The following is a 23,225-nucleotide window of genomic DNA, read 5'->3' on the forward strand; positions in this document are numbered from 1 at the left end:
TGTGAACACAAAAAAACCCTCATCCCTTAAGAAGGGACGAGAGTTTACCCGCGTTGCCACCCTAGTTGATACCTATCAGTACCCGCTCTACACAGTTAACGCCTGCAAAACGTTTATACCTACTACATTTCGATATAAATCCTAAGGATCGTCTTTCATTAGGCCATCCTGCATAGACGCTCTCAGCAATCACATCTACTCTCTTTGCATTTGGGTTCTAATTACTTTTTCCCTCAACGGTTTATTGTATTAACATTAATTTTTAATTCATTATTACTTTAGTCATGTAACTGGATTGTCTATATATTAATCTAAAGCGGCTAGGAAAGTCAAGTTCGATTTATTTTTTTCTTCAAGCTTTTTACTTCGCCGATAGAAATTCCCAATTCTTCAGCTATTTCCAAATGATTCGCCTGGTCGGATAGTTCCATAAATTGGTGGAGATTTACACCGAATATGTCTTTGTCGTTCACTGAATTCCAATGTTTATCTTGTAAGCGCAAAATCGAGTCCTCCTTTAATACGTGCTTCTACCTCTAGCTTTGCCTAAAAAGAGAATCTTTATTATACTGGATATAATGTTTTATTTTTGGTTGGGAGGATTTTTTTTGAAGTTAAAACGATATATGGTTCTATTTCTTAGTGTGGTCATGATTACAATGTTGTTTTCACATGATGTACAAGCTGAGAAAGCGTTAATTAATGAAGATAATTTAAATATACGTAGTGGTCCCGGAACAGCGTATGATACTGTAGGGCAAGCTAGTGCTGGCGAAACATATCCTATTGTTCAGCAGCAAAAGGAATGGGTAGAAATTCAATTAGAATCTGGAACTGGCTGGGTAACGTCAGAATATATTACGATAGATGGAGAGAAAGCAGAGACGAAGGCAGAGGGCACTATAAAGTCGATTACTATTCAGCATGATAACACCCCGTTACGGGATGGTCCTGCAACATCATACGATATTGCCCATCTAGCAAAAAAAGACACAAAATATGATGTTATTTCTGAATCAGGTAATTGGTATGAAATAAGCAATGATAAACAAACAGGATATTTATTCAAATCCTTGCTTAATCAGAAAGAAGCTTCAGGGAACCTAAGTTTTCAGAACAAAACGATCGTCATTGATGCAGGTCATGGAGGTCACGATGTCGGTGCAATCGGAGCAACTGGAACTTATGAAAAAGATTTTGCTTTTTTTACAGCCAGAGAATTAGAAAAAGAGCTTTCCTCTCTTGGCGCAAATGTCCTGTTAACGAGGCCAGAGGATGAATTTATTTCCCTTGCTAGTCGATCAAGCTATGCAAACTACGAAGATACAGACGCTTTTGTTAGCCTTCATTATAATAGCTTCCCTGAGCAACCTACCGTATCTGGAGTGGAAACCTATTATTATTATGATCAGTACGAGAGTCTTGCATCTTATATTCAACAAGGAATAATAAATGCCACAAACAATGAAGATCGCGGGTCAAGTCAAGGCAATTTTTATGTAATTAGACAGACACTGAAGCCAGCAGTATTGGTTGAACTAGGATTTATCTCCAATAAAGAGAAGGAAGCTCAACTGCAAACTACTGTATATCAAAGGAAATTAGTATCTGGCATTGTTGAAGGATTAGGAAAATATTTCTCTGAGCAATAAAGTAAGTCTGCTTCCTAATTTAGAAATGAGTCTAAAAATAAATAACAGGAATGAGAAGGTACCAGATTCCATCTCATTCCTGTTTATTTTTCCTTAGTATCAATAATTAGTGTTACTGGTCCAACATTTGTAAATTGAACATCCATCATTGCACCGAATTTCCCAGTTTCCACCTTTATCCCAGCTTCTCTTACCATCTTATTAAACGTCTCATATAATTCATTGGCATAATCAGGTTTTGCAGCTTGCATAAAGTTAGGTCTTCTCCCTTTCCGTGTATCTCCATACAGTGTAAACTGTGAAATCGACAATATACTGCCACCTACATCAAGTAAGGAATGGTTCATTTTTTCATTTTCATCCTCAAAAATTCGTAAATGAATGATTTTGTTCACTAAATATGTTACATCTTCAATAGTATCTTCATGAGTTACACCAAGAAGAACTACGAATCCATCGTTAATTTTTCCGATTATTTCTTTGTCTACGGTAACACTAGCATCTCTTGCTCGTTGAATTACTGCTTTCATTTAATATTAGCTCCTTATTGCGAAATCTTCTTACTTAATTGCTGTTTGATAGAAGATAGTTACTTTATCAAGTGAAATTATTGATATTCATAGTCGATATAAACTTTTAACTAATGAAAATTGTAATTTTAGATCTGGACAGTTGTTGCTATTCACAGTATATTTATTCCTTCGATAAATAAATTACGATAGTTAGTGGGTAAGTAACCCTTATGTCTCTATATTCAGTCCTATCCCCTGCGGAAGAAATACACGAAGACTCCTGCGGGAGGAAGGGCCTTGGCGAGACTTCGAAGTGCGCAGCACAAGAGGGCTCGCCAGCCCCCGCGGAAAGCTAAGTGTATTTCTGGAGCGAGAGGCCTGGGAGAAATCTCTTAACTAGGTTAGTCCATAGTTTATATAAATAATAGCAATCTCTACGAAATAAGCCTAATGAGTTTAATGTACTGTTCTCGTCACTGAATATACGTCTTTGATTTGCTTAATACGCTCGACGACTTTGCGTAGATGGCCTTTGTTGTGAATAAGAATCGTAATCTGGATAATTGCCATTTTATTCCGATCCGATTTACCATTTACATGCGTCAAGTTCGTCTTCATTTCCGTTACTGCTTGTAACACCTCGTTGAGTAATCCTCGGCGGTCAAATGCAGTTACTTCTAAATCAACATGGTACTGTAGATTATCGGTTTGGACATTTTCCCATTCTACTTGTAAATATCGTTCTTTAGCTTCCTCTGTTTGGACATTCGGGCAATCAGCTCGATGAACAGACACACCTCTGCCCTTTGTAATATAACCAAGGATTTCGTCTCCTGGCACCGGATTGCAGCATTTTGCTAAACGAATTAGTAAATTATCGACACCTTTAACTTGTACACCAGAATCACGTTTCTGAGGCTTATTTTGACTTACATCCGTTTTAACCTCTTCAATGGTTTTCTCCAGATCCTGTTCTTTTTGCTGTGATTGACGGACTTTGTCTGTTAGCCTTGTAGCAATTAAAGCTGCTGTAATTCCTTGATAGCCAACAGCGGCAAACATATCATCTTCTCCAGCAAAATTAAATCGGTCAAAAATCCGCTGCATATTATCTGCTGTTAGCACTTCTTTTGGATCAATGTTTAAAGCACGTATTTCTTTTTCTACAGCTTCTTTACCTTTAACAATATTTTCTTCTCTTCGTTGCTTTTTAAAGTATTGCTTTATTTTACTTTTTGCTTGTGTCGTTTGCGTCATTTTTAACCAATCCTGAGAAGGGCCATAGGAGTGGTTAGAGGTTACAACTTCAATAATATCGCCGTTTTTCAACGTATAGTCTAGCGGCTCCATTTTTCCATTTATCTTTGCACCAATTGTTTTATTCCCTATTTCCGTATGGATTTTATAGGCAAAATCAAGGGGTATCGATCCAGCTGGAAGCTCAATTACATCGCCTTTAGGTGTAAAAACATATACCATATCTGAAAATAAATCGACCTTTAATGATTCTATAAACTCTTCGGCATCATGGGAATCTGTTTGCCATTCAAGGATTTCTCGGAACCATGTAAGTTTTTCTTCAAACGATTTTTTTCCACCTTTAACCTGTTTGCCTTCCTTATAGGCCCAGTGAGCTGCAATTCCATATTCAGCAATTTCATGCATTTCTTTTGTTCTAATTTGTACCTCTAATGGGTCCCCTTTTGGACCAATTACTGTGGTATGCAAAGATTGGTATAAATTCTGCTTTGGCATTGCTATATAATCTTTAAACCTGCCCGGCATTGGTTTCCAGTTTGTATGAATGATTCCAAGTACCGCATAGCAGTCTTTAATACTATTTACGATAATCCGTATAGCTAGTAAATCGTATATTTCGTTAAACTGCTTATTTTGCTTCACCATCTTTTGATAAATACTGTAAAGATGCTTTGGTCTCCCTGATATTTCAGCACCAATTTTTACTTCATCAAACTGTATATTTAGCTCCTCAACGACTCCCTTAATATACGATTCTCTTTCTTCTCGTTTTTGCTTCATTAATTGCACAATGCGGTAATATTGCTGTGGATTTAAGTATCGTAATGCAGTATCCTCTAATTCCCATTTTATTGTAGAAATACCTAAACGATGTGCTAATGGGGCAAATATTTCGAGTGTTTCGTTTGAAATTCGACGTTGCTTTTCAGGTGGTAAGTGTTTTAATGTACGCATATTATGCAAACGATCTGCTAGTTTAATTAAAATAACACGAATATCCTTCGCCATAGCAACAAACATTTTACGGTGATTTTCTGCTTGCAATAGTTCTTTCGATTTATATTTAATTTTCCCTAATTTAGTTACACCATCAACGAGCATTGCGACTTCAGGATTAAACACTTCTTCTAAATCTTTTAATGTAACATCGGTATCTTCGACGACATCATGTAAAAATCCACCAGCAATCGTTTCGGCGTCCATTTCTAAATTTGTAAGAATACCAGCCACTTGTACCGGGTGAATAATATAAGGTTCTCCGGACTTTCTAAATTGCTCACTATGAGCATCCTTTGCAAAATCATATGCACGTTGAATAAACGCAATATCCTCTGCAATTAGATATTTGCTTGCAAGCTGTATGATGTTTTCAATCGTTATGATTTCATCTTTTGCCATATAATCACCTAATTTTGTATCTTGATATATTATTAATGTAGACAATTGTCGAATTTACATATTTTTCCCGTTTTAGGACAAATAAATGCACTCGTTAAATATTTTCAATTATATGCTTTTATTATTTACATGTCCATTTATAACTTGAATTTGTTTAAATTTCTAACTAATATTTGAATTATAATAAAAGCGCAAGCGCCCGTTTAGCGACGTACTCCCAGGCCTTTAGGCCGTAGGAGATAAAGGAAACACGATGAGCGTATGCGAATCGATGTTGACTTTCACCCAAGGGTATAAGTGCGACTAAGCCTCTGGTTTCACCAATCGGCAAGTCTTCTTTATCGTACGGAGGTGAGGGAAGTCTCGCTAGTCGCTGGGCGCTGGAGCTGGACGCGGCCAAACTTGTCAAAAGAGTCATGGTAGGAAAATTTTAATACTTTCCTATTCTATAATAATAGGCCTGACTTTCGCCAGACCTTTCTTAATCTGATTATTAATAGCTGAGTAATGTTAGCACATCATAATCCTTTAGTTTTTCCATTCCGTCCAGGTAGCCAAGTTCAACTAGGAATGCACAGCCAACTACTATACCGCCTAATTGCTCAACTAATTTAATCGTTGCTTCAATCGTACCACCTGTTGCCAGTAAATCATCGGTAATTAGTACTCGTTGTCCAGGTTTAATTGCATCCTTATGAATTGTTAATACGTTCTGCCCGTATTCTAAACCATAATCTACCTTAATCACTTCACGTGGCAGCTTTCCTTCTTTTCTTACAGGGGCGAAACCAACCTCTAGTGCATAAGAAACCGGGCAGCCGACAATAAATCCACGCGCCTCAGGTCCGACAACAATATCAATTTTCTTTTCTTTAGCAAATTCAACGATTTCATCCACTGCAGATTTAAATGCCTTTCCATCATTCATTAGTGGGGTAATATCTTTAAAGCTAATGCCTTCTTTCGGATAGTCTTTTACTATTTCAATATATTGATTATAATCCATTTGTTACTTCCTCCTTAGGTCTTTCAACACGATTCATACAATTTTCAAACCAGCTTTTTAATTGTTCATAATTTGAATAGTACAAGTCTTTTTCTATTTGAATTTGATTTAAGCGCTCTTGATAAGATGGTGATTCACTTAAATCCTTTTTAACTGGGTTTGAATTAACATGTACCACACCATTTTCTATTTTAACAAATCCCAATTCGAAAAACACCTTTGAAATAAAGATGATTCGTTCTTTCGTCCAACCCTTTGCATTCATAATTATTTGCATTTCCTGTTTCAAATCGATCATCTTTCGTTTTCGAACTAACGCATAGAACCATATAAATTCCTCTCTCGTTGGAAAGGCAGTTAAATAGGTGCTGTTCTCGATTGTGAAGCATGCATGAATATTCTTTGGTTCTGTTTTTTGAATGATTTCCTTTAAACGGTCTTCATTCGTAGGTAAATCATAAATATATAATACATCTATCTTCTGCAACTCCGCTATATCCGTTTCATAAGTAATTTGAGATGCATTCAGATGGACGGGCTGTGCTTCATTTGCTAATACGACAACTACTTCGTTTGGATGAGGTAAAAGCTCTGTTTTCTTTTTCCCTCTTTGATCATATAATTGCCAATCGTCTATCTTCATATCCTGCAGCACTATCTGTGCCTTTCTATTGCCATTCCACTCATTAATTCCCAATTCACCGACCACAGTTAGCGGTGTATGCGGAGTAATGTAAGCATGCAGGTCTCCCATGCTAAATCCAATTCCCTCCACCTGAACATCATCTTCTTTGAATAGTAATTTCAGATGGTTTTTCTTCGCCCCAATTTGCCGTGCATCAGCAGGTATCTCTTTAATGGCAAATACTGGCTTTGGATTATTCATACCAAAGGGTGCTAATCGATTAATTTCGTCAACAAGTACTTCATTTACGTCCGTAAGCTGCAGCATAGCGTTTATTTCGATTGCTTGCTTAAAATCATCTTCCGTAAGCTCTTCATGAATAAATTCATTTAGATTTTCTTGGATAAGGGCAACATTTTCTGCAGGCATTGTCATCCCTGCTGCCTGGGAATGTCCACCAAAATGAGTGAATAATTCTCGTATCTTCATACAATTCTTAAACAAATCGAAGGCAGGAATACTACGTGCAGAGCCCTTCACCTCACCAGTTCCTTGTTTCTCCGTTAAAACGATAGCTGGTCGATCATATTTACGGACAAGTTTAGATGCAACAATTCCTAGCACACCTTCATTCCATCCAGCTTTTGCGACGATAATGACACCGTCTGGCTTGCCATTAACCATTGCATCTGCTTCTTTAACTATTTGGTTAACAATTTCCTGTCGTCGAACATTGATTCCTTGTACTTCTGCAGCCATTTCTTCTGCTAATATAGGATCATCTGTCATAAGAAGCTGAACTGCCAGATCCGCGTCCTGTAATCTTCCTACAGCATTTAATCTTGGACCAATTAAAAAGCCTACATCTTCTTCAGTTACATTTCCCTCAATCTTACAAACTGCCTTTAATGCTCTAATTCCGGGGTTTTTTGTAATTGTAAGCGCATGTAGTCCATAATACGCGAAAATCCGATTTTCATCTACTAATGGTACCATATCGGCTATTGTTCCAATTGCAACAAGATCTAGTAAATGTTTCGGAAAATACCCTAGTAATTGTTCAGCAAATTTAAAAGCAACTCCTACACCAGCAAGCTCATCAAACGGGTAATCTGGTGAGCATTTCGGATGAAGAATTGCATATGCATCAGGTAATTCAGTTTGAACTTCATGGTGATCCGTAATGATTAAATCAATTCCTAACTGCTTAGCGATACTAGCTTCATGTACTGCTGCAATTCCGTTATCCACCGTAATGATGACTTTATAGCCATTCTTTTGTGCCTCTCGAAATGCTGCTTCATTTGGCCCATATCCTTCTGTGAATCGATTTGGAATATAATAATCACAATCTGCCCCAAGCTCCTCCAATGCCTTTAGCATCACGGTTGTTGAGCTTACTCCATCGGCATCGTAATCACCAAAAACAAGAATTTTTTCGTTCATTGAAATCGCTTGTTTCACACGTTCTGCTGCTTTTTCAATCGAAGTAATATTTATTGGATTATGTAGATTTTTAATATCAGGTGATAGAAATTGATTTGCTGCTTCCGCAGTCGTAATACCTCTTTGAACAAGGAGTTCCCCTACTACTGGCGTTATCCCTGTAAGTTCATTTATTAATCTTTTATTATTCCCTAATTGCTTAAATTGCCAATTTGCTTTACTTTGTAACATAAATTCACCCCTGACCTATCTATTATACTAGAGAGTATCAGGGGTAGCAAATGAATATATTGTTAAAAAATTTAAAGAACGCTAAATACAGGTCATTTCATTTTGAAATTAACCTTTATTCTCAATTTCTGTAGAGTCTTCACCCATTATTTTAATTCCATTGTCCTCTAACTGTTTACTCATTTGTTCATTTTTCAGTTTTAACATCTTAATTGTTTTTTGCAACTGATAAACTTTTACAATTCCTGCTGCTGCAGTAATAATTCCACCCATTAATACAGAAAACAAAATCACTAGAATTAGTGGAGATTCTCCAGACCAGAAAAGATAATCCACTTCTACTGATTCTACGTTCATCACAGCGAATACTGCTACTACTATAACTAAAATAATCGCTAAAATAACATAGGTTTGACCTTTCATTGGGCTTCCTCCATTTCTTCAACTTCCTTTATAGAGACATATTTTAATTGTTGTTGGGTAATATCTTTTCTATTTAAACAAAAAGATAACCCCTTGTCACGCTTTTATCATAACAAGGAGCCATCTGTTTAAACTTGTGGACCATCAATCCGTTTCTTAACCTTATATTCGATTGGATTACTTTGAATGGTTTTACCTCGCCAAATCAGCCATAACTGTGGTGCGACAAATAGGGACGAGTAGACACCAATAACAAGACCAATCAGCATGGCAAATGCAAAACCGGTAATTGCCGGTGCACCTACAAATAGAAAGACAACAACACCAAAGATTGTAGTAATAGCAGTATTCATCGTTCTCGTAATCGATTGGACGACACTGCGATTAACGACTGCCTCTAATTGCTTAAATGTTGTAATTCGTTTTTCATTCCGGATATTCTCTCTGAGTCTGTCAAAGATTACAACAGTATTATTAATCGTATTTCCGACAATCGTAAGAATTGCAGAGACGATAATTAAATCAAATTCCAACTGGGTAATACTGAATACCGCTAGTATAATAAAGGCATCATGAATCAAAGTAATAACTGATGTAACAGCTGAATAAAATTCAAATCGAATCGTTACGTAGATAATCATGAATACTGCAGCAATTGCAACAGCATAAATTGCATTTTTAACTAGTTCTTGACCAACAATTGGTGAAACAACACTAACCGTTGGGGCGTTTCCATATTTTTCGTTAAAATAATGTTGTACCTCTGCTACTTCCGCGTCTGAAAGTACGGTAGAAAAGCGAGTAACAGCAATATCGTTATTATCTCCAGATAATACAATCGATTCTGGCTCTAATGAGAGTTCCTGGAATCCAGCTTCCACTTCTTCAGCAGTAATACTAGAATCTGATACAACTTCGATTCTTGAACCACTTGTAAAATCAACACCTGGATTAAATTGCAGGAACGCTACTGATATTGCACCAACAATAATCATAATCATAGTAACAGAGAAGAATTTCTTCCGATGCTTGGTAATATTCCATGTACGATTGAATACTTTTGGCTCGACTACACTTGTATCGGCAATATCTCGAATGTCTTTCTGTTTTACAGCAAACCAGCTTTTTCGTTTATTTAAGAATCCACTCTTTACCCATAATCCTAACAGTAATCTAGATCCGTAAATATTCGTAATAAAGCTTACGAGGATACTAATAATTAACATCGTTGCGAATCCTTTAACAGAGCTTGTCCCAAAGATAAATAGTACTCCTGCAGCAATTAATGATGTTATATTTGAATCTAGAATTGCAGAGAAGGAACTTTTAGAGCCCGCATTAAAGGAAGATTTAACCGATTTCCCAAGTCGGAGTTCCTCTTTAATTCGCTCAAAAGTAATAACGTTAGCATCTACAGCCATTCCGACCCCGAGGATTAACCCGGCAATTCCAGACAGCGTTAAGACCCCATTCATTAACTCGTAAACTAATAATACTAAGTATACGTAGAAAATTAAATTAATAACCGCGATCAAGCCTGGGAATCGATACACAATAAGCATAAATATAAAAATAAATACTATTCCAATTGCACCTGCAGCCATTGTTTGATCAAGTGCTTTTTCCCCGAACTGGGCACCGACGGAATTGGAGTAGATTTCTGTCATATGTACTGGAAGTGATCCAGAGTTAATGATATCTGCTAATTGTTTTGCTGACTCGACTGTGAAATTACCACTAATCATAACATTGGATGTATTTAGCGTTTCTGATACCCGAGGCGCAGAAACAAATTTCGGCTCTGCTTTTGTTACTTCCTCCGCAAATGAATCTCCCTCTTGATAGTCCATCCAGATAACAAGAAGATTATTTGGTTCGCCCATCGCAGCAATTTTACTAGTAACTTCTGCAAATTTCGATGCATCCTTCAATTGCAGTGAAACGATTGGTGCATTGGTGTTCGGATCAAAATCCTGTGATGCAGCACCTTCCTTAACATCAAGTCCATTTAGTAATTCATTATCATTTACATCGCGGAAAGAAAGCTGTGCTGAAGTTGCAAGCATGTCTCTTGCGTCTGCCTGATTGTCCACGCCTGCAAGCTCAACACGTATTCGATTTTCTCCCTCTATATTGATTACCGCTTCACTGATCCCTAATCGATTGACACGGTCATTTAATGTCTGAACCGTACCTTCTAATAGAGACTTAGTAACCTCCTGACTTTCATCTACAGGTGTTACTTCATATAACACTTCAAATCCACCTTGTAAATCTAAGCCTAAATTGATGTTTTTTGCGATGCCTGTTACTGATATTCCAATTGTTCCTAAAAACACTAGTACAATTAGGAAAAAAGCAATAATTCTTCCTCTGCTTTTCATATAATGATAATCCTCCCTTAAATCTTCGGGTAATATATGTATGTATTTTACTAAGCTTCACTGCTGCCAGTTAATGCTGCGATTGAAGCCATTAAATCATCGTTTTGGTAGGACTGAATCGTTAAGTAACTCAAATATATTCCTGAGCCCAAATGAAAAATATCTTGTACAATTTCATGAATCCGCTTTTCAGGGTTTCCCTTCCATACCTTTTCAACGAGACATGTCCATACATCCCCTGCAGTTGCTTGTGAATATCCCATCAATCGAAGCTCTGCTGCTTTACTCACTAATACTGGTTCTACCATTGTTTTCCATTCATTGCATTGTTGAATAATCGTCATGATTCCCCTCCTATTCTCGGAGATTTATTTGCTTGTCATGCTTGACCCACTACGTTGCATATATATCATTGTATAGCAATTTTTATTTTTTGAGAAGGTAGTTGACAAAAATGACGAAACAAACATTTTTGCAAGGTGCATTAATCTTAATCTTTGCTGGGATGATTACACGCTTTTTAGGTTTTATTAATCGAATTGTTGTTGCTCGATTGATGGGTGAAGAAGGTATTGGAATCTATATGATGGCCCTTCCTACTCTTTTCCTAGTCATCGCCCTGACTCAGATTGGTCTTCCCATCGCTATTTCTAAACGAGTTGCCGAGGCTGATGCGAAAAACGATCAAGTGAAGGTAAAACAAATACTCGTTGTTTCTCTAATTATTACAGCTATTTCCAGTGTTGTATTTACTACTGTAATGATCTTGGCACTCCCATTTATCGCAACGACATTATTAACAGATGACCGTACATTACTTCCTTTACTAGCTATAAGTCCAATTGTCCCGATTGTGGCTATCTCCTCTGTACTCCGTGGATACTTTCAGGGGAAACAGAATATGAAACCACAAAGCTATTCACAAGTGATTGAGCAAATTGTTCGGATTACTTGTGTCGCTTTTTTTGTAAATCTAATGCTTCCATTTGGATTAGAATATGCAGCTGCAGGTGCAATGTTCAGTGTCATTCTTGGAGAATTAGCCGCCTTACTTTTTATGATTTATACATTTAAACGTAAGAAAACATTAAAAGTCAGGAAAGATTTTTTTGCCTATCTTAAGTCTAGTAAAGCAACATTAAAGGAATTGCTTTCTATTGCACTCCCTAGTACGGGGAGTAGGCTTGTTGGGTCATTCTCAAATTTTCTTGAGCCAATCTTAGTAGCACAAAGCTTAAGTATAGCCGGAATCTCAAGTGTAGTTGCAACAAAACTGTATGGGGAATTGACGGGTTATGTGCTCCCACTGCTCTTTCTGCCCACTTTCATTACTCATTCTTTATCTGTGGCACTCGTACCATCAATTGCTGAAGCAGATGCAAGGAGACAAGAACAACTAATCCATTATCGCATCCACCAATCCATTCGTATTTCGTTTGCATCAGGAGCAATTGCAACAATCGTAATTTCACTGTTCTCAGGTGAATTATTAACATTCATGTATGGCACAGACAATGCGAGTAAATTTTTAATTTTGATGGCTCCATTTTATATCTTATTGTATATCCAGGCACCACTTCAAGCAACATTACAGGCGTTAGATCTTGCAAAACCCGCTATGTGGAATAGTCTAATTGGCGCCTTTATGAAATTAATCATTCTATTTTTCCTAGCTTCTAATGCAAGCTTTGGCATCATGGGAGTTGCAATAGCAATGATAGTAGGAGTGGTTTTAGTTACACTCCTTCATTTAGCAACATTAAAGAAAGCAATTGATTATGCGATTCCATTTAAGGATATTTGTAAAATGATTGTTTTATTAGGATCAACCTGGGGGGTTGGAATGTTTTTAAGAGATTTCTACCATTCCATACAAGCTAATATTCCGATGTTTATCCTCACCTTATTAGTACTAATCATTATATATATTATTATTCTATTTTTATTAAAATTTATTACGAAGGACGAATTAAGACAGATTCCATTCTTGCAAAAATTTGTTTCATAGGTAGGGTGGATGAGTTTCTCTTTAAATATCTTCTATTTTAGATGCATTTGAAGTGCGTGTCTAAAAGAAGGATAAAAGGAACGAGAAGTTCGAGGCGGCGTAGCTTTGAGTAGCGGGCTTTCACAGGATGTGGTGACTTCTGCGTTGTCCACAGGACGTGGACTGTTTTAGTAGAAGTTCCTTTACTGTTTTAGCGTGAGCAAACGATCTTTCACGCAGGAAAAGCATTTTTCTTTTCCAAGGAACGGAAAAGAAAGCCAACTAGAAACATCGATGTGTCATTTTTACCGGACTTTTTGAACATCTTTTTGAATACACTGTTAATAATCATGGACAAACATAAGGGGGAATTAGGATGCAAAGGAATCTCTTTACTGCTTTATTGTATGGGTGGATTTTCGTATTTAGTTTTATATTACTTTCAAGCATTATTCTTGCATTATTATTTCGATTTACAGTTTTCAATGAAAACTCCCTATCATGGATTGCACTTGCTATTGGGTTTATAACTTTATTCATTGGTGGGTTCATTGCTGGAGCAAAAGGAAAAATGAAAGGCTGGATGATCGGTGGATTTACAGGATTAGGGTTTTCGCTATTTACCTTTCTAGTACAATATTTAGGCTACCAGCACGGATTCTCAATGGAGCAGTCCCTAACCCACTTAGGTTATCTGCTAGCAGCAGTCATCGGCGGTGTAATCGGAGTAAACATCTTTGGGTCACGGAGTGAGTAGAATTAATAGCAACATGCAATACGTAATGAATAAAAAAAGAAGTTAATATCAATGTATTAACTTCTTTTTCAGGTCAACTATGTACTCGATTACCTAAATAAATGACTTTAGATAGGTAATACACACTTCCCTTTGTTTCTTATTATCTATTTACGTCACGGATTGCAGAACGGTCATACGTAAGTTTCGAACCACCTTCAGTAATCAAAACAACTGTATTCTCGTCAACTGCATGAACCGTCGCGTGTAAACCGCCAATTGTAACGATAGTATCGCCCTTTTGCAAACTTTCCTGCATTTCTCTTACTTGCTTTTGACGTTTCTGTTGCGGACGAATAAGCAAGAAGTAGAAAATCACGAACATCAAAATAATTGGTGCTAATGATATTAACATTTCCATCTAATTTCACCTCCTTTTTAGAAAACTTGGCGTTCGCCTAAGCCTTTAGGCGAACGCCTTAGTTGCAGTTATGGAGTAAGAAAGTTATCATACTTTCTTAACTACCAAACCAAAACATATCCTTTAAAAATTCTTAGCATTCGGTTTGTTCAAACCATATTGTTCAAAGAATTCTTCTTTAAAGTCGCCAAGTCGATCTTCTTTTATAGCAGCTCGTACTTGCTCCATTAATTTTACCAGAAAATGCAGGTTATGATAAGTGGTAAGTCTAAATCCGAAAGTTTCATTACATCTGATTAAGTGACGGATATATGCACGTGAATAATTTTTACATACGTGGCAGTCACAATTCTCATCTATCGGACCAAAATCACGGGCATATTTTGCATTTCGAACAACAAGACGACCATTCGATGTCATACATGTACCATTACGGGCAATTCTTGTTGGCAGCACACAGTCAAACATATCAATACCACGAATTGCGCCATCAATTAAGGAGTCCGGAGAACCTACTCCCATTAAATATCTTGGCTTATTTACTGGAAGCAGTGGTGTTGTATGTTCTAGCATACGGTTCATAATATCCTTTGGCTCACCAACAGATAATCCACCAATCGCATAGCCTGGAAAATCGAGAGATACAAGATCTCTTGCACTTTGACTTCTTAGTTCTTCAAACTCTCCACCTTGTACAATTCCAAATAATCCTTGTACATCACTGCGTTCATGTGCTGCAAGACAGCGTTCTGCCCATCGTGATGTTCTTTCTACAGATGCTTTCATATAGTCATATGTTGCTGGGAATGGCGGGCACTCATCAAACGCCATCATAATATCTGAGCCTAATGCATTTTGAATCTGCATCGCCTTCTCAGGCGATAAAAACAGCTTGTCCCCATTTAAATGGTTGCGGAAATGTACACCTTTTTCTGTAATCTCCCGCATATCACTTAAACTAAACACCTGGAAGCCGCCAGAATCAGTTAAAATTGCACCATCCCAGTTCATAAATTTATGCAGTCCACCTGCTTCGCGAATAATATCTTCACCAGGACGTAACCATAAATGATACGTATTTGATAGTATAATTCTTGCATCCATTGAATGTAAATCTTCTGGACTCATTGTCTTCACCGTTGCCAATGTTCCAACTGGCATAAATGTTGGCGTATCAAATGACCCATGGGGCGTGTGTACTCGTCCGAGTCTAGCACCAGTCTGTTTATCGGTTTTAATTAACTCATAGGTTATTGGTGTTGTCATGTTTATTATTCCTCTTCTTTCATTTCTATATGATTAACATTGCATCGCCAAAGCTGAAGAAACGATATTTCTCGTTAACTGCTTCTTTATATGCTTCTAGTATCGTTTCCCGGTCAACTAACGCGCTCACAAGCATGATCAAAGTTGATTTCGGTAAATGGAAATTAGTAATCAGCCCATCTATCGCTTTAAATTCATATGGTGGATAAATAAAGATATTCGTCCAACCACTAGATTCATTAAATGCACCTTGATTGTCTCGTGCAATCGTTTCAAGGGTTCTAGTTGATGTTGTCCCAACAGAAATAATTCTTCCACCAGTTGCTTTCGTTTGATTTAAAAGTTCCGCTGTTTCCTTTGTCATCTGATAAAATTCTGAGTGCATCTCATGGTCTTCTATCGTGTCGACACTAACAGGACGGAATGTCCCTAAACCAACATGAAGGGTAATAAAAGCAATGTTTACGCCCATAGATTTGATTTCGGCTAAAAGATCATTAGTGAAATGCAATCCTGCTGTCGGAGCTGCTGCCGATCCTTCTTCCTTTGCATAAACTGTCTGATAGCGTTCTTTTTCTGACAATTGCTCCTTTATGTACGGTGGTAGAGGCATTTCACCTAATTGGTCAAGCACCTCATAAAATATGCCTTCATAAGAAAACTCAAGTATACGGCCACCATGATCCTTGAAGCCTTTACAAACTGCCGTTAATTTCCCATCACCAAATACTAATTCCGTACCAACCTTTACTTTTTTCGCTGGTTTAGTCAATACTTCCCATGTATCGTTTTCTTCTTGGCGAAGAAGTAGTACTTCGATTTTTGCTCCTGTATCTTTCTTAATACCATACAATCTTGCTGGCAGTACACGTGTGTCATTTAATACCAATGTGTCTCCCGGTTGTAAATGCTGTTTAATATCAGAGAAATGCTTATGTGCAAATTCTTTCTTTTCTTTATCAATTACCATTAAACGGGATGCAGTTCGATCTTTTAACGGAGTTTGTGCAATTAGTTCCTCTGGTAAATGATAATCAAAATCTTCTATATTCATCATAAATCTCCTAACATCTACTTATTTAAACCTGCTGATGATGGATAAAATAAGCGTTAAAATAATACTAATAATTATTGAGGTCATGAGCGGAAAATGTATTGAAACATTACCGATTTTAAAACTAAAATCTCCAGGTAATCTGCCGATAAACGTCCAAATTATTCCGATGACCAAGAATATAATCCCAACAATGATAAAGATTTTCCCCATGTTTATTCCTGCCTATTGATCCCAAAGTGTGCATATGCCTTCGGTGTGACAATTCTACCTCTTGGTGTCCGCTGGATAAAACCCAGTTGCAGAAGGAACGGCTCGTACACATCCTCAATCGTTTGCGAATCCTCGCCTATTGTTGCTGCAATCGTATCAAGGCCAACTGGCCCTCCATTAAATCCTTCGATTATTCCAAGTAATAGGCGGTGATCGGTATGATCCAAGCCCGCATCATCAACTTGCAACATTTTTAATGCAAGACTAGTCGTTTCTAAACTAATTTCCGCTTCCCCTTTTACTTGGGAAATATCACGAATTCGTTTCAATAAGCGATTCGCAATTCGTGGCGTGCCTCTAGAACGACTGGCAACCTCTAATGCTGCTTCTTTCGTAATCGGCATTTCAAAGATATCAGCCGTTCGTTCGACGATTGCACATAGATCCTTTGTTTCATAAAACTCCAGCCTGCTCATTACACCGAACCTGTCTCGTAATGGGGCCGACAATAATCCAGCACGTGTCGTCGCACCAACTAATGTAAATGGCGGCAAATCGATTCGAACAGATCGTGCACTTGGACCAGTACCAATGACGATATCGAGAAAAAAGTCTTCCATCGCTGGATATAATACTTCCTCAACTGTCCGTGGTATCCGATGGACTTCATCAATAAATAATACATCACCAGGCTCTAATGAAGAAAGAATTGCCGCTAAATCACCCGCTCGCTCAATTGCAGGACCAGATGTTGAACGGAACTGTACCCCCATTTCATTGGCAATAATAGCCGCAAGGGTTGTTTTCCCTAATCCAGGAGGTCCGTATAGTAGAACATGGTCCAATGGTTCTTCACGCATTTTTGCCGCTTGGATAAAGATTTTAAGGTTCTCTTTTACCTTATGTTGCCCAATATATTGATTCAATGTTGTGGGACGAAGGCTAAGCTCAATTGTAGCATCTTCGCTTTGCAACTCTCCTGTTACCATCCGCTCATCCATAATTAACGTCCCCTCTCCCTAATTTTTCATTAATAATGCTAATGCGTTTTTAATTACTTCATCTGTATTTTTATTATCCATTGCTTGTAGTTTTGGTATAACTGCTTTTATTTCACGATCCGTATATCCTAATGCTTTCAATGCTTCTTGCGCTTCGGTAATTGCTAATTTGGTTTCACTACCAGTTATAGCTGCAACCTCTTGATCCTGTTCAACTGAGACAGTAAGCTCCATTACTAATTTCCCTTTTAGATCTAGAATAATTTGTCTTGCTGTTTTTTTACCTACACCAGGAAAGCTTGTTAAGAATTTATCATCTTCTCGCTCTACTGCAGATACAAAAGCCGAAATGTCAACGGAAGCTAATATTGCCAATGCGCCTTTTGGCCCAATACCAGAAACTGAAATTAATTTTTTGAATAAATATTTCTCATCCTCGTTCTTGAAGCCGTATAATACTAGCGTGTCTTCTCTAACATATTGATATGTATTAATTAAAATTTCCTCGTTTAATGCGGATTGAAATGCAAATGGATTTGCACATATGAGTTCATACCCTACGCCATGAACATCAACAACTACCGATTCATCTTGAATGCTTGACAAAATTCCTTTTATATATGCAATCACGTCAAAAATACCTCCCCATAGTTTAACATATTTTGAGCCGAAATAATAAAGTGAAACTTCATTATAAGTATTCTGTCTTTTAAAGCGGGAAAACTTCTATTTCTACAGAAATAGAAGTTTAATTCAGGTTTATCTAATTCCCAACTCAAGCAGCTTACATTGTTGACTCTAGATTATGATGGATATCTTGTACATCTTCATTATCTTCAAGAATATCAATGAGCTGCTGCATTTTCTCTTCTTCCTCTTTAGAGACGCTATTATAATTTTGCGGAATTAATGTTACTTCACTCTCTTCAATGGTATAGCCATTTCCCTCTAATTGTTCAACAGCTTCTTTAAAAGAATCTGGTGTTGTATAGATTTCGTATACACCGTCTTCAGCAGTTATATCATCCGCTCCAGCTTCTAATGCCGCAAGGGTAATCTCATCTTCATCGATTAAGCCGTCCTCATTCGTGATGACGATATACCCTTTTCGATCGAACATAAAGGATACACTTCCATTTTCACCTAAATTACCATCATTCTTCTTAAATGCATGTCTTACTTCTGCAGCAGTACGATTCTTATTATCAGTTAATACATTGACGATAACTGCTACACCACCGGGTCCATAGCCTTCATAAGTAAGTTCCTCGAAGTTCGCACCATCTAATGTTCCCGTTGCTTTTTTTATTGCACGCTCAATATTATCATTTGGCATGTTGTCTGCTTTCGCTTTATCAATTACCAAGCGGAGAGAAGCATTTGTTGTCGTATCTCCCCCGCCTTCTTTAGCTGCCATATAAATTGCCTTCGCATGGCGCATAAAGATCTTTCCACGCTTTGCATCCTGCGCGCCTTTTCTTTTTTGTATATTATGCCATTTAGAATGACCAGCCACAAACATTCTCCTTTTTTGTAAACTTTCTTTCCTGCTAAAAAGTCTTTTACTCTACTATATCAAATAGTTACATGTTTAGAAAAATTTACTGCTACAAAGATAAATATTCGTACATTTATAAATTACACTACCCCTTATCATACCACAAATCATACATAAGTAGTTAAGTAACCGATTTTTGATGGGACTAGTAACTGAACTGCAGTTCCCGTCGTTTAGAATGCAATCATTGAAATTGAAAAAGAGACGATCTGCAATCGTCTCTGGTCATGTTTTATTGTTCTTCCTCTTCATTATCAGGTCTCGACCTCGCTCCAGGAAAAGATGGTGGGCTAGGATAAGAAAAATTAGCATCTGGCTGCATTCCAAATTGCGTTGGGAACATTTGCTGGGTATTTAGCATTGGTTGATGATGAAACTCTTGATTAGGCATTGGTGCTTGATGCATCTGCTGTTCCGCTGCATAAGGGCTAACAGGTATGTTCGAACCACAACCACAATCGTCATCCTGTGGCATTTGCATCGCTGGGTACATGTGATGAGGCATCGGATAAGGATCCATATGTGGATCCATATGTGGATGCATATGTGGATGTATAAAATCTGGATATGGAAAACACGGGTGAACGTTTGAAAAAAAACATGGATGATGCATTGGTTCATGACAAATTGGCATTGGTTCATGGCAAATTGGCATTGGCATTGGCATCGGCATTGGCATTGGCATTGGCATTGGCATCGGCATTGGGACTGGTTGCTGTGCGGCTGGTTGCACAACCTTTTCTTTCGGCTTAGAAATTGGTTTTTGCGCTGGCTTTGGTGCTGGCTTTGGTGCTGGCTTTGCTACTGGTTTTGCTACTGGTTTTGCTACTGGTTTTTCCTTTACATGCTCTTTTTTCTTCACTTCCTTAGGTTGGTGATGAACAGGCATAGGTGGAAAATTAATCGTCGTATAGTTATGGAAATCCTGATCCATCACTGGCATTTGCATGATTGGTTGTAAGGGCATTTGTGGTACTGGCTGGACTGGAACTTCAGGCTTTACTACGACGTGTTCTTTATTATCATCCTCATGTATAACTGGCATTGCCTTTGGAGATGTATTCTTGTATGGTTGTTTAACTGTTTCTTTCGGTGTTTCCTTTACTTTTACTGCTTCTTTTTTTACTGCCTTCGTTGTACCTGGAATTTTTATTTTCATCCCTGGCATAATCATATCCGGACTAGCCAAATGCGAATTTATCTGTTTCAACTCTTCGAAATTTACATCATATTTTTTGGAAAGTTCCCATAGTGTATCACCTTTTTGAACAATGTGTATTTTCAAAACGAACCGAACTCCTTTCATTACAAAATACTGGGCTAATTACTCTATACCAACATATGCAAGAAAAAGAGAAAAGTTGACCGATTCGCAAAACTAACAAAAGGATATTCTAAGCAATAAGCTGTATTCATAGTAAACTAAATATATCAAAGACTTTCTGTGACAGTCTTATTTGCACTTTATGCAATTAGATATTTTCTATGCTTCTAATTAACAGTGAAAACCGGCTCCTATTCATACTAGAGCCGGTTTTCATTTAAATTTTCATATGGTATACAGGATATGTGCCAAGAATATCAACACTGCATCCTAATGCTTCTAACTCCTGCTTAACTCCGGGGAATAATACATCATCATAAGTCTGATCAACATCAATAATGAAAAAGTAGTTTCCTAATCCCGTTTTAGTCGGACGTGATTCAATTTTAGATAGATTCATTTTCCTCCAAGCAAATGCCGATAGTATTTGATGCAATGCTCCGGACTTATCACTTGGTAAAGTAATCATTAAGGTAGTTCGTTCTAATTGTGCTTGATGACTAATGGAAACGAGTGATTGATCCTTGGCAAGTACAAGGAATCTTGTATGATTATTCGGGTAATCATGAATATTTTCCTTGACAATATCGAGTCCATATTCTTTCGCTGCAATAATATTACCAATTGCAGCGATTGGTTCCTTACTTTCACTAACTAATTCAGCAGCTTTACCAGTTGAAGATGAAAATTGAATGTTAGCATTAGGTAGATGCTGGTGAATAAATTGATGACATTGCGCAATTGCATGACTGTGCGAATGGACTTCTGTTAATGTACTTAATTCGCCCGAGAAATCCTTTCTAACTAATAAATGCTGTTGAATTGGCACAACAATCTCAGCAACAACTGGTAGTCGCACTTGATGGACAAGGTAATCTACGGTTAATTGTACAGTACCTTCAATCGCATTTTCCAGTGGAACGACGCCAATTTCAATTTGGTTTTGATCTACAGCATCAATACATTCAGGAATTGTAGTATAGCTTTGTCTTTTTTCATCATTAAAAGCAGTATCAACCGCTAATTTTGTAAATGTTCCCTTTGGTCCTAAATAGCCTATTGTTATCATCATATTTCCCCCTGCTGCACCTTCAAAAGCACTTTATTTTTCTAAGGAATAGGAAAATATAAAAATTTTCCTAATTCAATTTCTATGACAAGAGAAGCCTCGTCCAGCTCCAGCGCCCATGCTCTAGCGAGACCTCCCTTACCTCATGAGAATCTAAAGAAGACTTGCCGATTGGTGAAACCAGAAGCTTAGCCACACTTATACCCTTGTGGTGAAAGTCATCATCGATTCGCTTAAGCTCTCAAAGCGTTTTCTTTATCCTACGAAGGAATCTTTGAATAAATGCGCCAACATCACGTAGCAAAATCGAACCACCCCACGCGCCTGTGAGGCGCGGTCCGTACGTCGCTAGACTAGCTTTAAGCTTTTGCTCTCGATTATTCAACAAACTCAAATTCATATTCTAATAAACGAATGGTATCTCCATCCTTTGCTCCTCGTTTCCGTAATTCTTCATCGACACCCATGCCACGAAGTTGACGGGAGAAACGACGAATCGAACCATCACTCGAAAAATTCGTCATCTTAAAGAGTTTTTCTACTTTGGCACCATAGATCACAAAAGCACCATCTGGGTCTCTTGTAATTTCGAATGGAGCATCCTCTTTTTGATAACGATAAACAACTTCTTCATCTGTATCTTCAATCTCTGGAGCAACTTTTGGAATTGCATCTAATAAGTCGGCAATAGCAAATAAAATGTCTCGCAAGCCTTCTCTCGTGAGGGCAGAAATCTCATAAACAGGGATATCTTCGGTTAGTTTTTCTTTAAATGCTGCCAAATTTTCTTCTGCACCAGGCATGTCCATCTTATTTGCTGCTATAATTTGTGGACGTTTTAAAAGCTTCGGATCGAAGTCTTCTAGTTCCTTGTTGATTTTTTGGAAATCATCATAAGGGTCCCTTGCTTCCATACTTGCCATATCAATCACATGCACAATTACTCTTGTTCGTTCTACATGTCGTAAAAATTGATGTCCCAGCCCGACACCTTCAGATGCACCTTCAATTAATCCGGGAAGGTCTGCAAGTACAAAGCTGCGATGATCACTTGTATCGACAACACCTAAATTCGGAGCTAAAGTTGTAAAATGATAATCCGCGATCTTTGGTTTTGCAGCACTTACAACAGATAATAATGTCGATTTACCAACACTTGGAAAACCAACTAATCCTACGTCAGCAATCAACTTCAGTTCTACCTTAATATTTCTTTCTTGACCTGGTTCTCCGTTCTCTGCCACGTCTGGAGCAGGATTTCGTGGTGTAACGAAACGAGTATTCCCCCGTCCGCCACGTCCGCCTTTAACGATAACGGCTTGCTGTCCTTGAGTCGTTAAATCTGCAATTACTTCTTCTGTATCCTCATCAATAACTGTTGTCCCTGGAGGAACAGATATGATTAGTGGTGCAGCATTTTTTCCATGCTGGGTTTTGCTCATCCCATTTTCTCCACGCTTCGCTTTAAAATGGCGATTATAACGGAAATCCATTAATGTGTTTAGGCCTTCATCAACTTCAAAAATAATATCCGCACCATTTCCACCATCGCCACCGGCTGGGCCGCCTAATGGAACATACTTTTCTCTTCGGTAGGCAACAAGTCCATTCCCACCATCTCCTGCTTTAACATACACACTAGCCTGATCTACAAACATT

General features: G+C 37.8%; 21 protein-coding genes and 1 other annotated feature. Of the genes, 3 read left to right on the plus strand and 18 right to left on the minus strand.

All coding sequences use genetic code 11. The features are described from left to right. Nucleotides 1-29 precede the first annotated feature (29 nt). Nucleotides 30-246, minus strand: a binding site (T-box leader). A gap of 83 nt (nucleotides 247-329) precedes the next feature. Next, nucleotides 330-503 carry a hypothetical protein gene (locus CUC15_RS20270; RefSeq protein ID WP_205317602.1) on the minus strand — a complete coding sequence of 58 codons (174 nt, stop codon included), beginning with the start codon at nucleotides 501-503 and terminating at the stop codon, nucleotides 330-332. A 105-nt stretch (nucleotides 504-608) separates the two neighbouring features. On the opposite strand from CUC15_RS20270, the gene CUC15_RS11830 reads away from it, so the two are divergent. After that, nucleotides 609-1,652, plus strand: coding sequence for an N-acetylmuramoyl-L-alanine amidase family protein (locus tag CUC15_RS11830; protein ID WP_162800311.1), 1,044 nt, complete (start codon nucleotides 609-611; stop codon nucleotides 1,650-1,652). Nucleotides 1,653-1,735: 83 nt separating this feature from the next. Here the strand turns inward: CUC15_RS11830 and dtd are convergent, their stop codons facing one another. The 7 genes from dtd to CUC15_RS11865 form a co-directional block, all read right to left on the minus strand. Next, a complete protein-coding gene (dtd, locus tag CUC15_RS11835) occupies nucleotides 1,736-2,182 on the minus strand; it encodes a D-aminoacyl-tRNA deacylase (RefSeq protein WP_114916853.1) in 447 nt (148 codons plus the stop codon). Between the two features lie 438 nt (nucleotides 2,183-2,620). After that, nucleotides 2,621-4,822: a RelA/SpoT family protein gene (locus CUC15_RS11840; protein WP_114916854.1), complete on the minus strand. Its 2,202-nt coding sequence runs from the start codon at nucleotides 4,820-4,822 to the stop codon at nucleotides 2,621-2,623. A gap of 493 nt (nucleotides 4,823-5,315) precedes the next feature. Further along, complete coding sequence (locus tag CUC15_RS11845; RefSeq protein WP_114916855.1) at nucleotides 5,316-5,828, minus strand: adenine phosphoribosyltransferase; 513 nt, start codon at nucleotides 5,826-5,828, stop codon at nucleotides 5,316-5,318. After that, entirely contained in the window at nucleotides 5,818-8,130 is a 2,313-nt protein-coding gene (recJ, locus tag CUC15_RS11850) for a single-stranded-DNA-specific exonuclease RecJ (RefSeq protein ID WP_114916856.1), read from the minus strand. Before recJ ends, CUC15_RS11845 begins: the two co-directional genes overlap by 11 nt. A gap of 108 nt (nucleotides 8,131-8,238) precedes the next feature. Next, nucleotides 8,239-8,553, minus strand: coding sequence for a LapA family protein (locus CUC15_RS11855; RefSeq protein ID WP_114916857.1), 315 nt, complete (start codon nucleotides 8,551-8,553; stop codon nucleotides 8,239-8,241). Nucleotides 8,554-8,681: 128 nt separating this feature from the next. Further along, nucleotides 8,682-10,937: a protein translocase subunit SecDF gene (gene secDF, locus CUC15_RS11860; RefSeq protein WP_114916858.1), complete on the minus strand. Its 2,256-nt coding sequence runs from the start codon at nucleotides 10,935-10,937 to the stop codon at nucleotides 8,682-8,684. Between the two features lie 50 nt (nucleotides 10,938-10,987). Continuing rightward, entirely contained in the window at nucleotides 10,988-11,281 is a 294-nt protein-coding gene (locus tag CUC15_RS11865) for a post-transcriptional regulator (protein WP_114916859.1), read from the minus strand. A 110-nt stretch (nucleotides 11,282-11,391) separates the two neighbouring features. Here CUC15_RS11865 and spoVB point away from each other — a divergent pair, with 110 nt between their 5' ends. Together spoVB and CUC15_RS11875 are read left to right on the plus strand one after the other, a co-directional pair. Further along, entirely contained in the window at nucleotides 11,392-12,945 is a 1,554-nt protein-coding gene (gene spoVB / locus CUC15_RS11870; RefSeq protein WP_114916860.1) for a stage V sporulation protein B, read from the plus strand. 355 nt (nucleotides 12,946-13,300) lie between these two features. Continuing rightward, complete coding sequence (locus CUC15_RS11875; RefSeq protein WP_114916861.1) at nucleotides 13,301-13,681, plus strand: TIGR04086 family membrane protein; 381 nt, start codon at nucleotides 13,301-13,303, stop codon at nucleotides 13,679-13,681. A gap of 142 nt (nucleotides 13,682-13,823) precedes the next feature. On the opposite strand, the gene yajC is transcribed toward CUC15_RS11875, so the two are convergent. The 10 genes from yajC to obgE form a co-directional block, all read right to left on the minus strand. Further along, the gene (yajC, locus tag CUC15_RS11880) at nucleotides 13,824-14,081 is read right to left on the minus strand and encodes a preprotein translocase subunit YajC (RefSeq protein ID WP_114916862.1); all 258 of its coding nucleotides are present in this window, start codon (nucleotides 14,079-14,081) and stop codon (nucleotides 13,824-13,826) included. A gap of 123 nt (nucleotides 14,082-14,204) precedes the next feature. Next, entirely contained in the window at nucleotides 14,205-15,347 is a 1,143-nt protein-coding gene (tgt, locus tag CUC15_RS11885; protein ID WP_114916863.1) for a tRNA guanosine(34) transglycosylase Tgt, read from the minus strand. A 25-nt stretch (nucleotides 15,348-15,372) separates the two neighbouring features. Further along, entirely contained in the window at nucleotides 15,373-16,401 is a 1,029-nt protein-coding gene (queA, locus tag CUC15_RS11890) for a tRNA preQ1(34) S-adenosylmethionine ribosyltransferase-isomerase QueA (RefSeq protein WP_114916864.1), read from the minus strand. Nucleotides 16,402-16,422: 21 nt separating this feature from the next. Beyond that, nucleotides 16,423-16,614, minus strand: a complete 192-nt coding sequence (locus tag CUC15_RS11895; protein WP_114916865.1) for a DUF2905 family protein — start codon at nucleotides 16,612-16,614, stop codon at nucleotides 16,423-16,425. Nucleotides 16,615-16,616: 2 nt separating this feature from the next. Next, complete coding sequence (gene ruvB / locus CUC15_RS11900; RefSeq protein ID WP_114916866.1) at nucleotides 16,617-17,615, minus strand: Holliday junction branch migration DNA helicase RuvB; 999 nt, start codon at nucleotides 17,613-17,615, stop codon at nucleotides 16,617-16,619. Nucleotides 17,616-17,633: 18 nt separating this feature from the next. Beyond that, nucleotides 17,634-18,245: a Holliday junction branch migration protein RuvA gene (ruvA, locus tag CUC15_RS11905; RefSeq protein ID WP_114916867.1), complete on the minus strand. Its 612-nt coding sequence runs from the start codon at nucleotides 18,243-18,245 to the stop codon at nucleotides 17,634-17,636. 154 nt (nucleotides 18,246-18,399) lie between these two features. After that, nucleotides 18,400-19,131 (minus strand): YebC/PmpR family DNA-binding transcriptional regulator, encoded by a 732-nt coding sequence (locus CUC15_RS11910; RefSeq protein WP_114916868.1) that lies wholly within the window; start codon nucleotides 19,129-19,131, stop codon nucleotides 18,400-18,402. Nucleotides 19,132-19,405: 274 nt separating this feature from the next. Next, entirely contained in the window at nucleotides 19,406-20,458 is a 1,053-nt protein-coding gene (gene safA, locus CUC15_RS20665; RefSeq protein WP_278309172.1) for a SafA/ExsA family spore coat assembly protein, read from the minus strand. A gap of 256 nt (nucleotides 20,459-20,714) precedes the next feature. After that, the gene (gene pheA / locus CUC15_RS11925) at nucleotides 20,715-21,566 is read right to left on the minus strand and encodes a prephenate dehydratase (RefSeq protein WP_114916869.1); all 852 of its coding nucleotides are present in this window, start codon (nucleotides 21,564-21,566) and stop codon (nucleotides 20,715-20,717) included. 377 nt (nucleotides 21,567-21,943) lie between these two features. After that, nucleotides 21,944-23,224, minus strand: coding sequence for a GTPase ObgE (gene obgE, locus CUC15_RS11930; protein ID WP_114916870.1), 1,281 nt, complete (start codon nucleotides 23,222-23,224; stop codon nucleotides 21,944-21,946). Nucleotide 23,225: the final 1 nt, after the last annotated feature.

Origin of the sequence: Oceanobacillus zhaokaii (genome assembly GCF_003352005.1) — a bacterium.
Lineage (GTDB): Bacteria > Bacillota > Bacilli > Bacillales > Amphibacillaceae > Oceanobacillus > Oceanobacillus zhaokaii.

Coding starts and splice junctions, on each gene's coding strand:
- dtd (WP_114916853.1), bottom strand. CDS start 2,182: ATGAAAGCAGTAATTCAACGAGCAAGAGATGCTAGTGTTACCGTAGAC.
- yajC (WP_114916862.1), bottom strand. CDS start 14,081: ATGGAAATGTTAATATCATTAGCACCAATTATTTTGATGTTCGTGATT.
- CUC15_RS11855 (WP_114916857.1), bottom strand. CDS start 8,553: ATGAAAGGTCAAACCTATGTTATTTTAGCGATTATTTTAGTTATAGTA.
- tgt (WP_114916863.1), bottom strand. CDS start 15,347: ATGACAACACCAATAACCTATGAGTTAATTAAAACCGATAAACAGACT.
- obgE (WP_114916870.1), bottom strand. CDS start 23,224: ATGTTTGTAGATCAGGCTAGTGTGTATGTTAAAGCAGGAGATGGTGGG.
- recJ (WP_114916856.1), bottom strand. CDS start 8,130: ATGTTACAAAGTAAAGCAAATTGGCAATTTAAGCAATTAGGGAATAAT.
- CUC15_RS11845 (WP_114916855.1), bottom strand. CDS start 5,828: ATGGATTATAATCAATATATTGAAATAGTAAAAGACTATCCGAAAGAA.
- queA (WP_114916864.1), bottom strand. CDS start 16,401: ATGAATATAGAAGATTTTGATTATCATTTACCAGAGGAACTAATTGCA.
- secDF (WP_114916858.1), bottom strand. CDS start 10,937: ATGAAAAGCAGAGGAAGAATTATTGCTTTTTTCCTAATTGTACTAGTG.
- spoVB (WP_114916860.1), top strand. CDS start 11,392: ATGACGAAACAAACATTTTTGCAAGGTGCATTAATCTTAATCTTTGCT.
- CUC15_RS11840 (WP_114916854.1), bottom strand. CDS start 4,822: ATGGCAAAAGATGAAATCATAACGATTGAAAACATCATACAGCTTGCA.
- ruvB (WP_114916866.1), bottom strand. CDS start 17,615: ATGGATGAGCGGATGGTAACAGGAGAGTTGCAAAGCGAAGATGCTACA.
- CUC15_RS11875 (WP_114916861.1), top strand. CDS start 13,301: ATGCAAAGGAATCTCTTTACTGCTTTATTGTATGGGTGGATTTTCGTA.
- CUC15_RS11865 (WP_114916859.1), bottom strand. CDS start 11,281: ATGACGATTATTCAACAATGCAATGAATGGAAAACAATGGTAGAACCA.
- CUC15_RS11895 (WP_114916865.1), bottom strand. CDS start 16,614: ATGGGGAAAATCTTTATCATTGTTGGGATTATATTCTTGGTCATCGGA.
- pheA (WP_114916869.1), bottom strand. CDS start 21,566: ATGATAACAATAGGCTATTTAGGACCAAAGGGAACATTTACAAAATTA.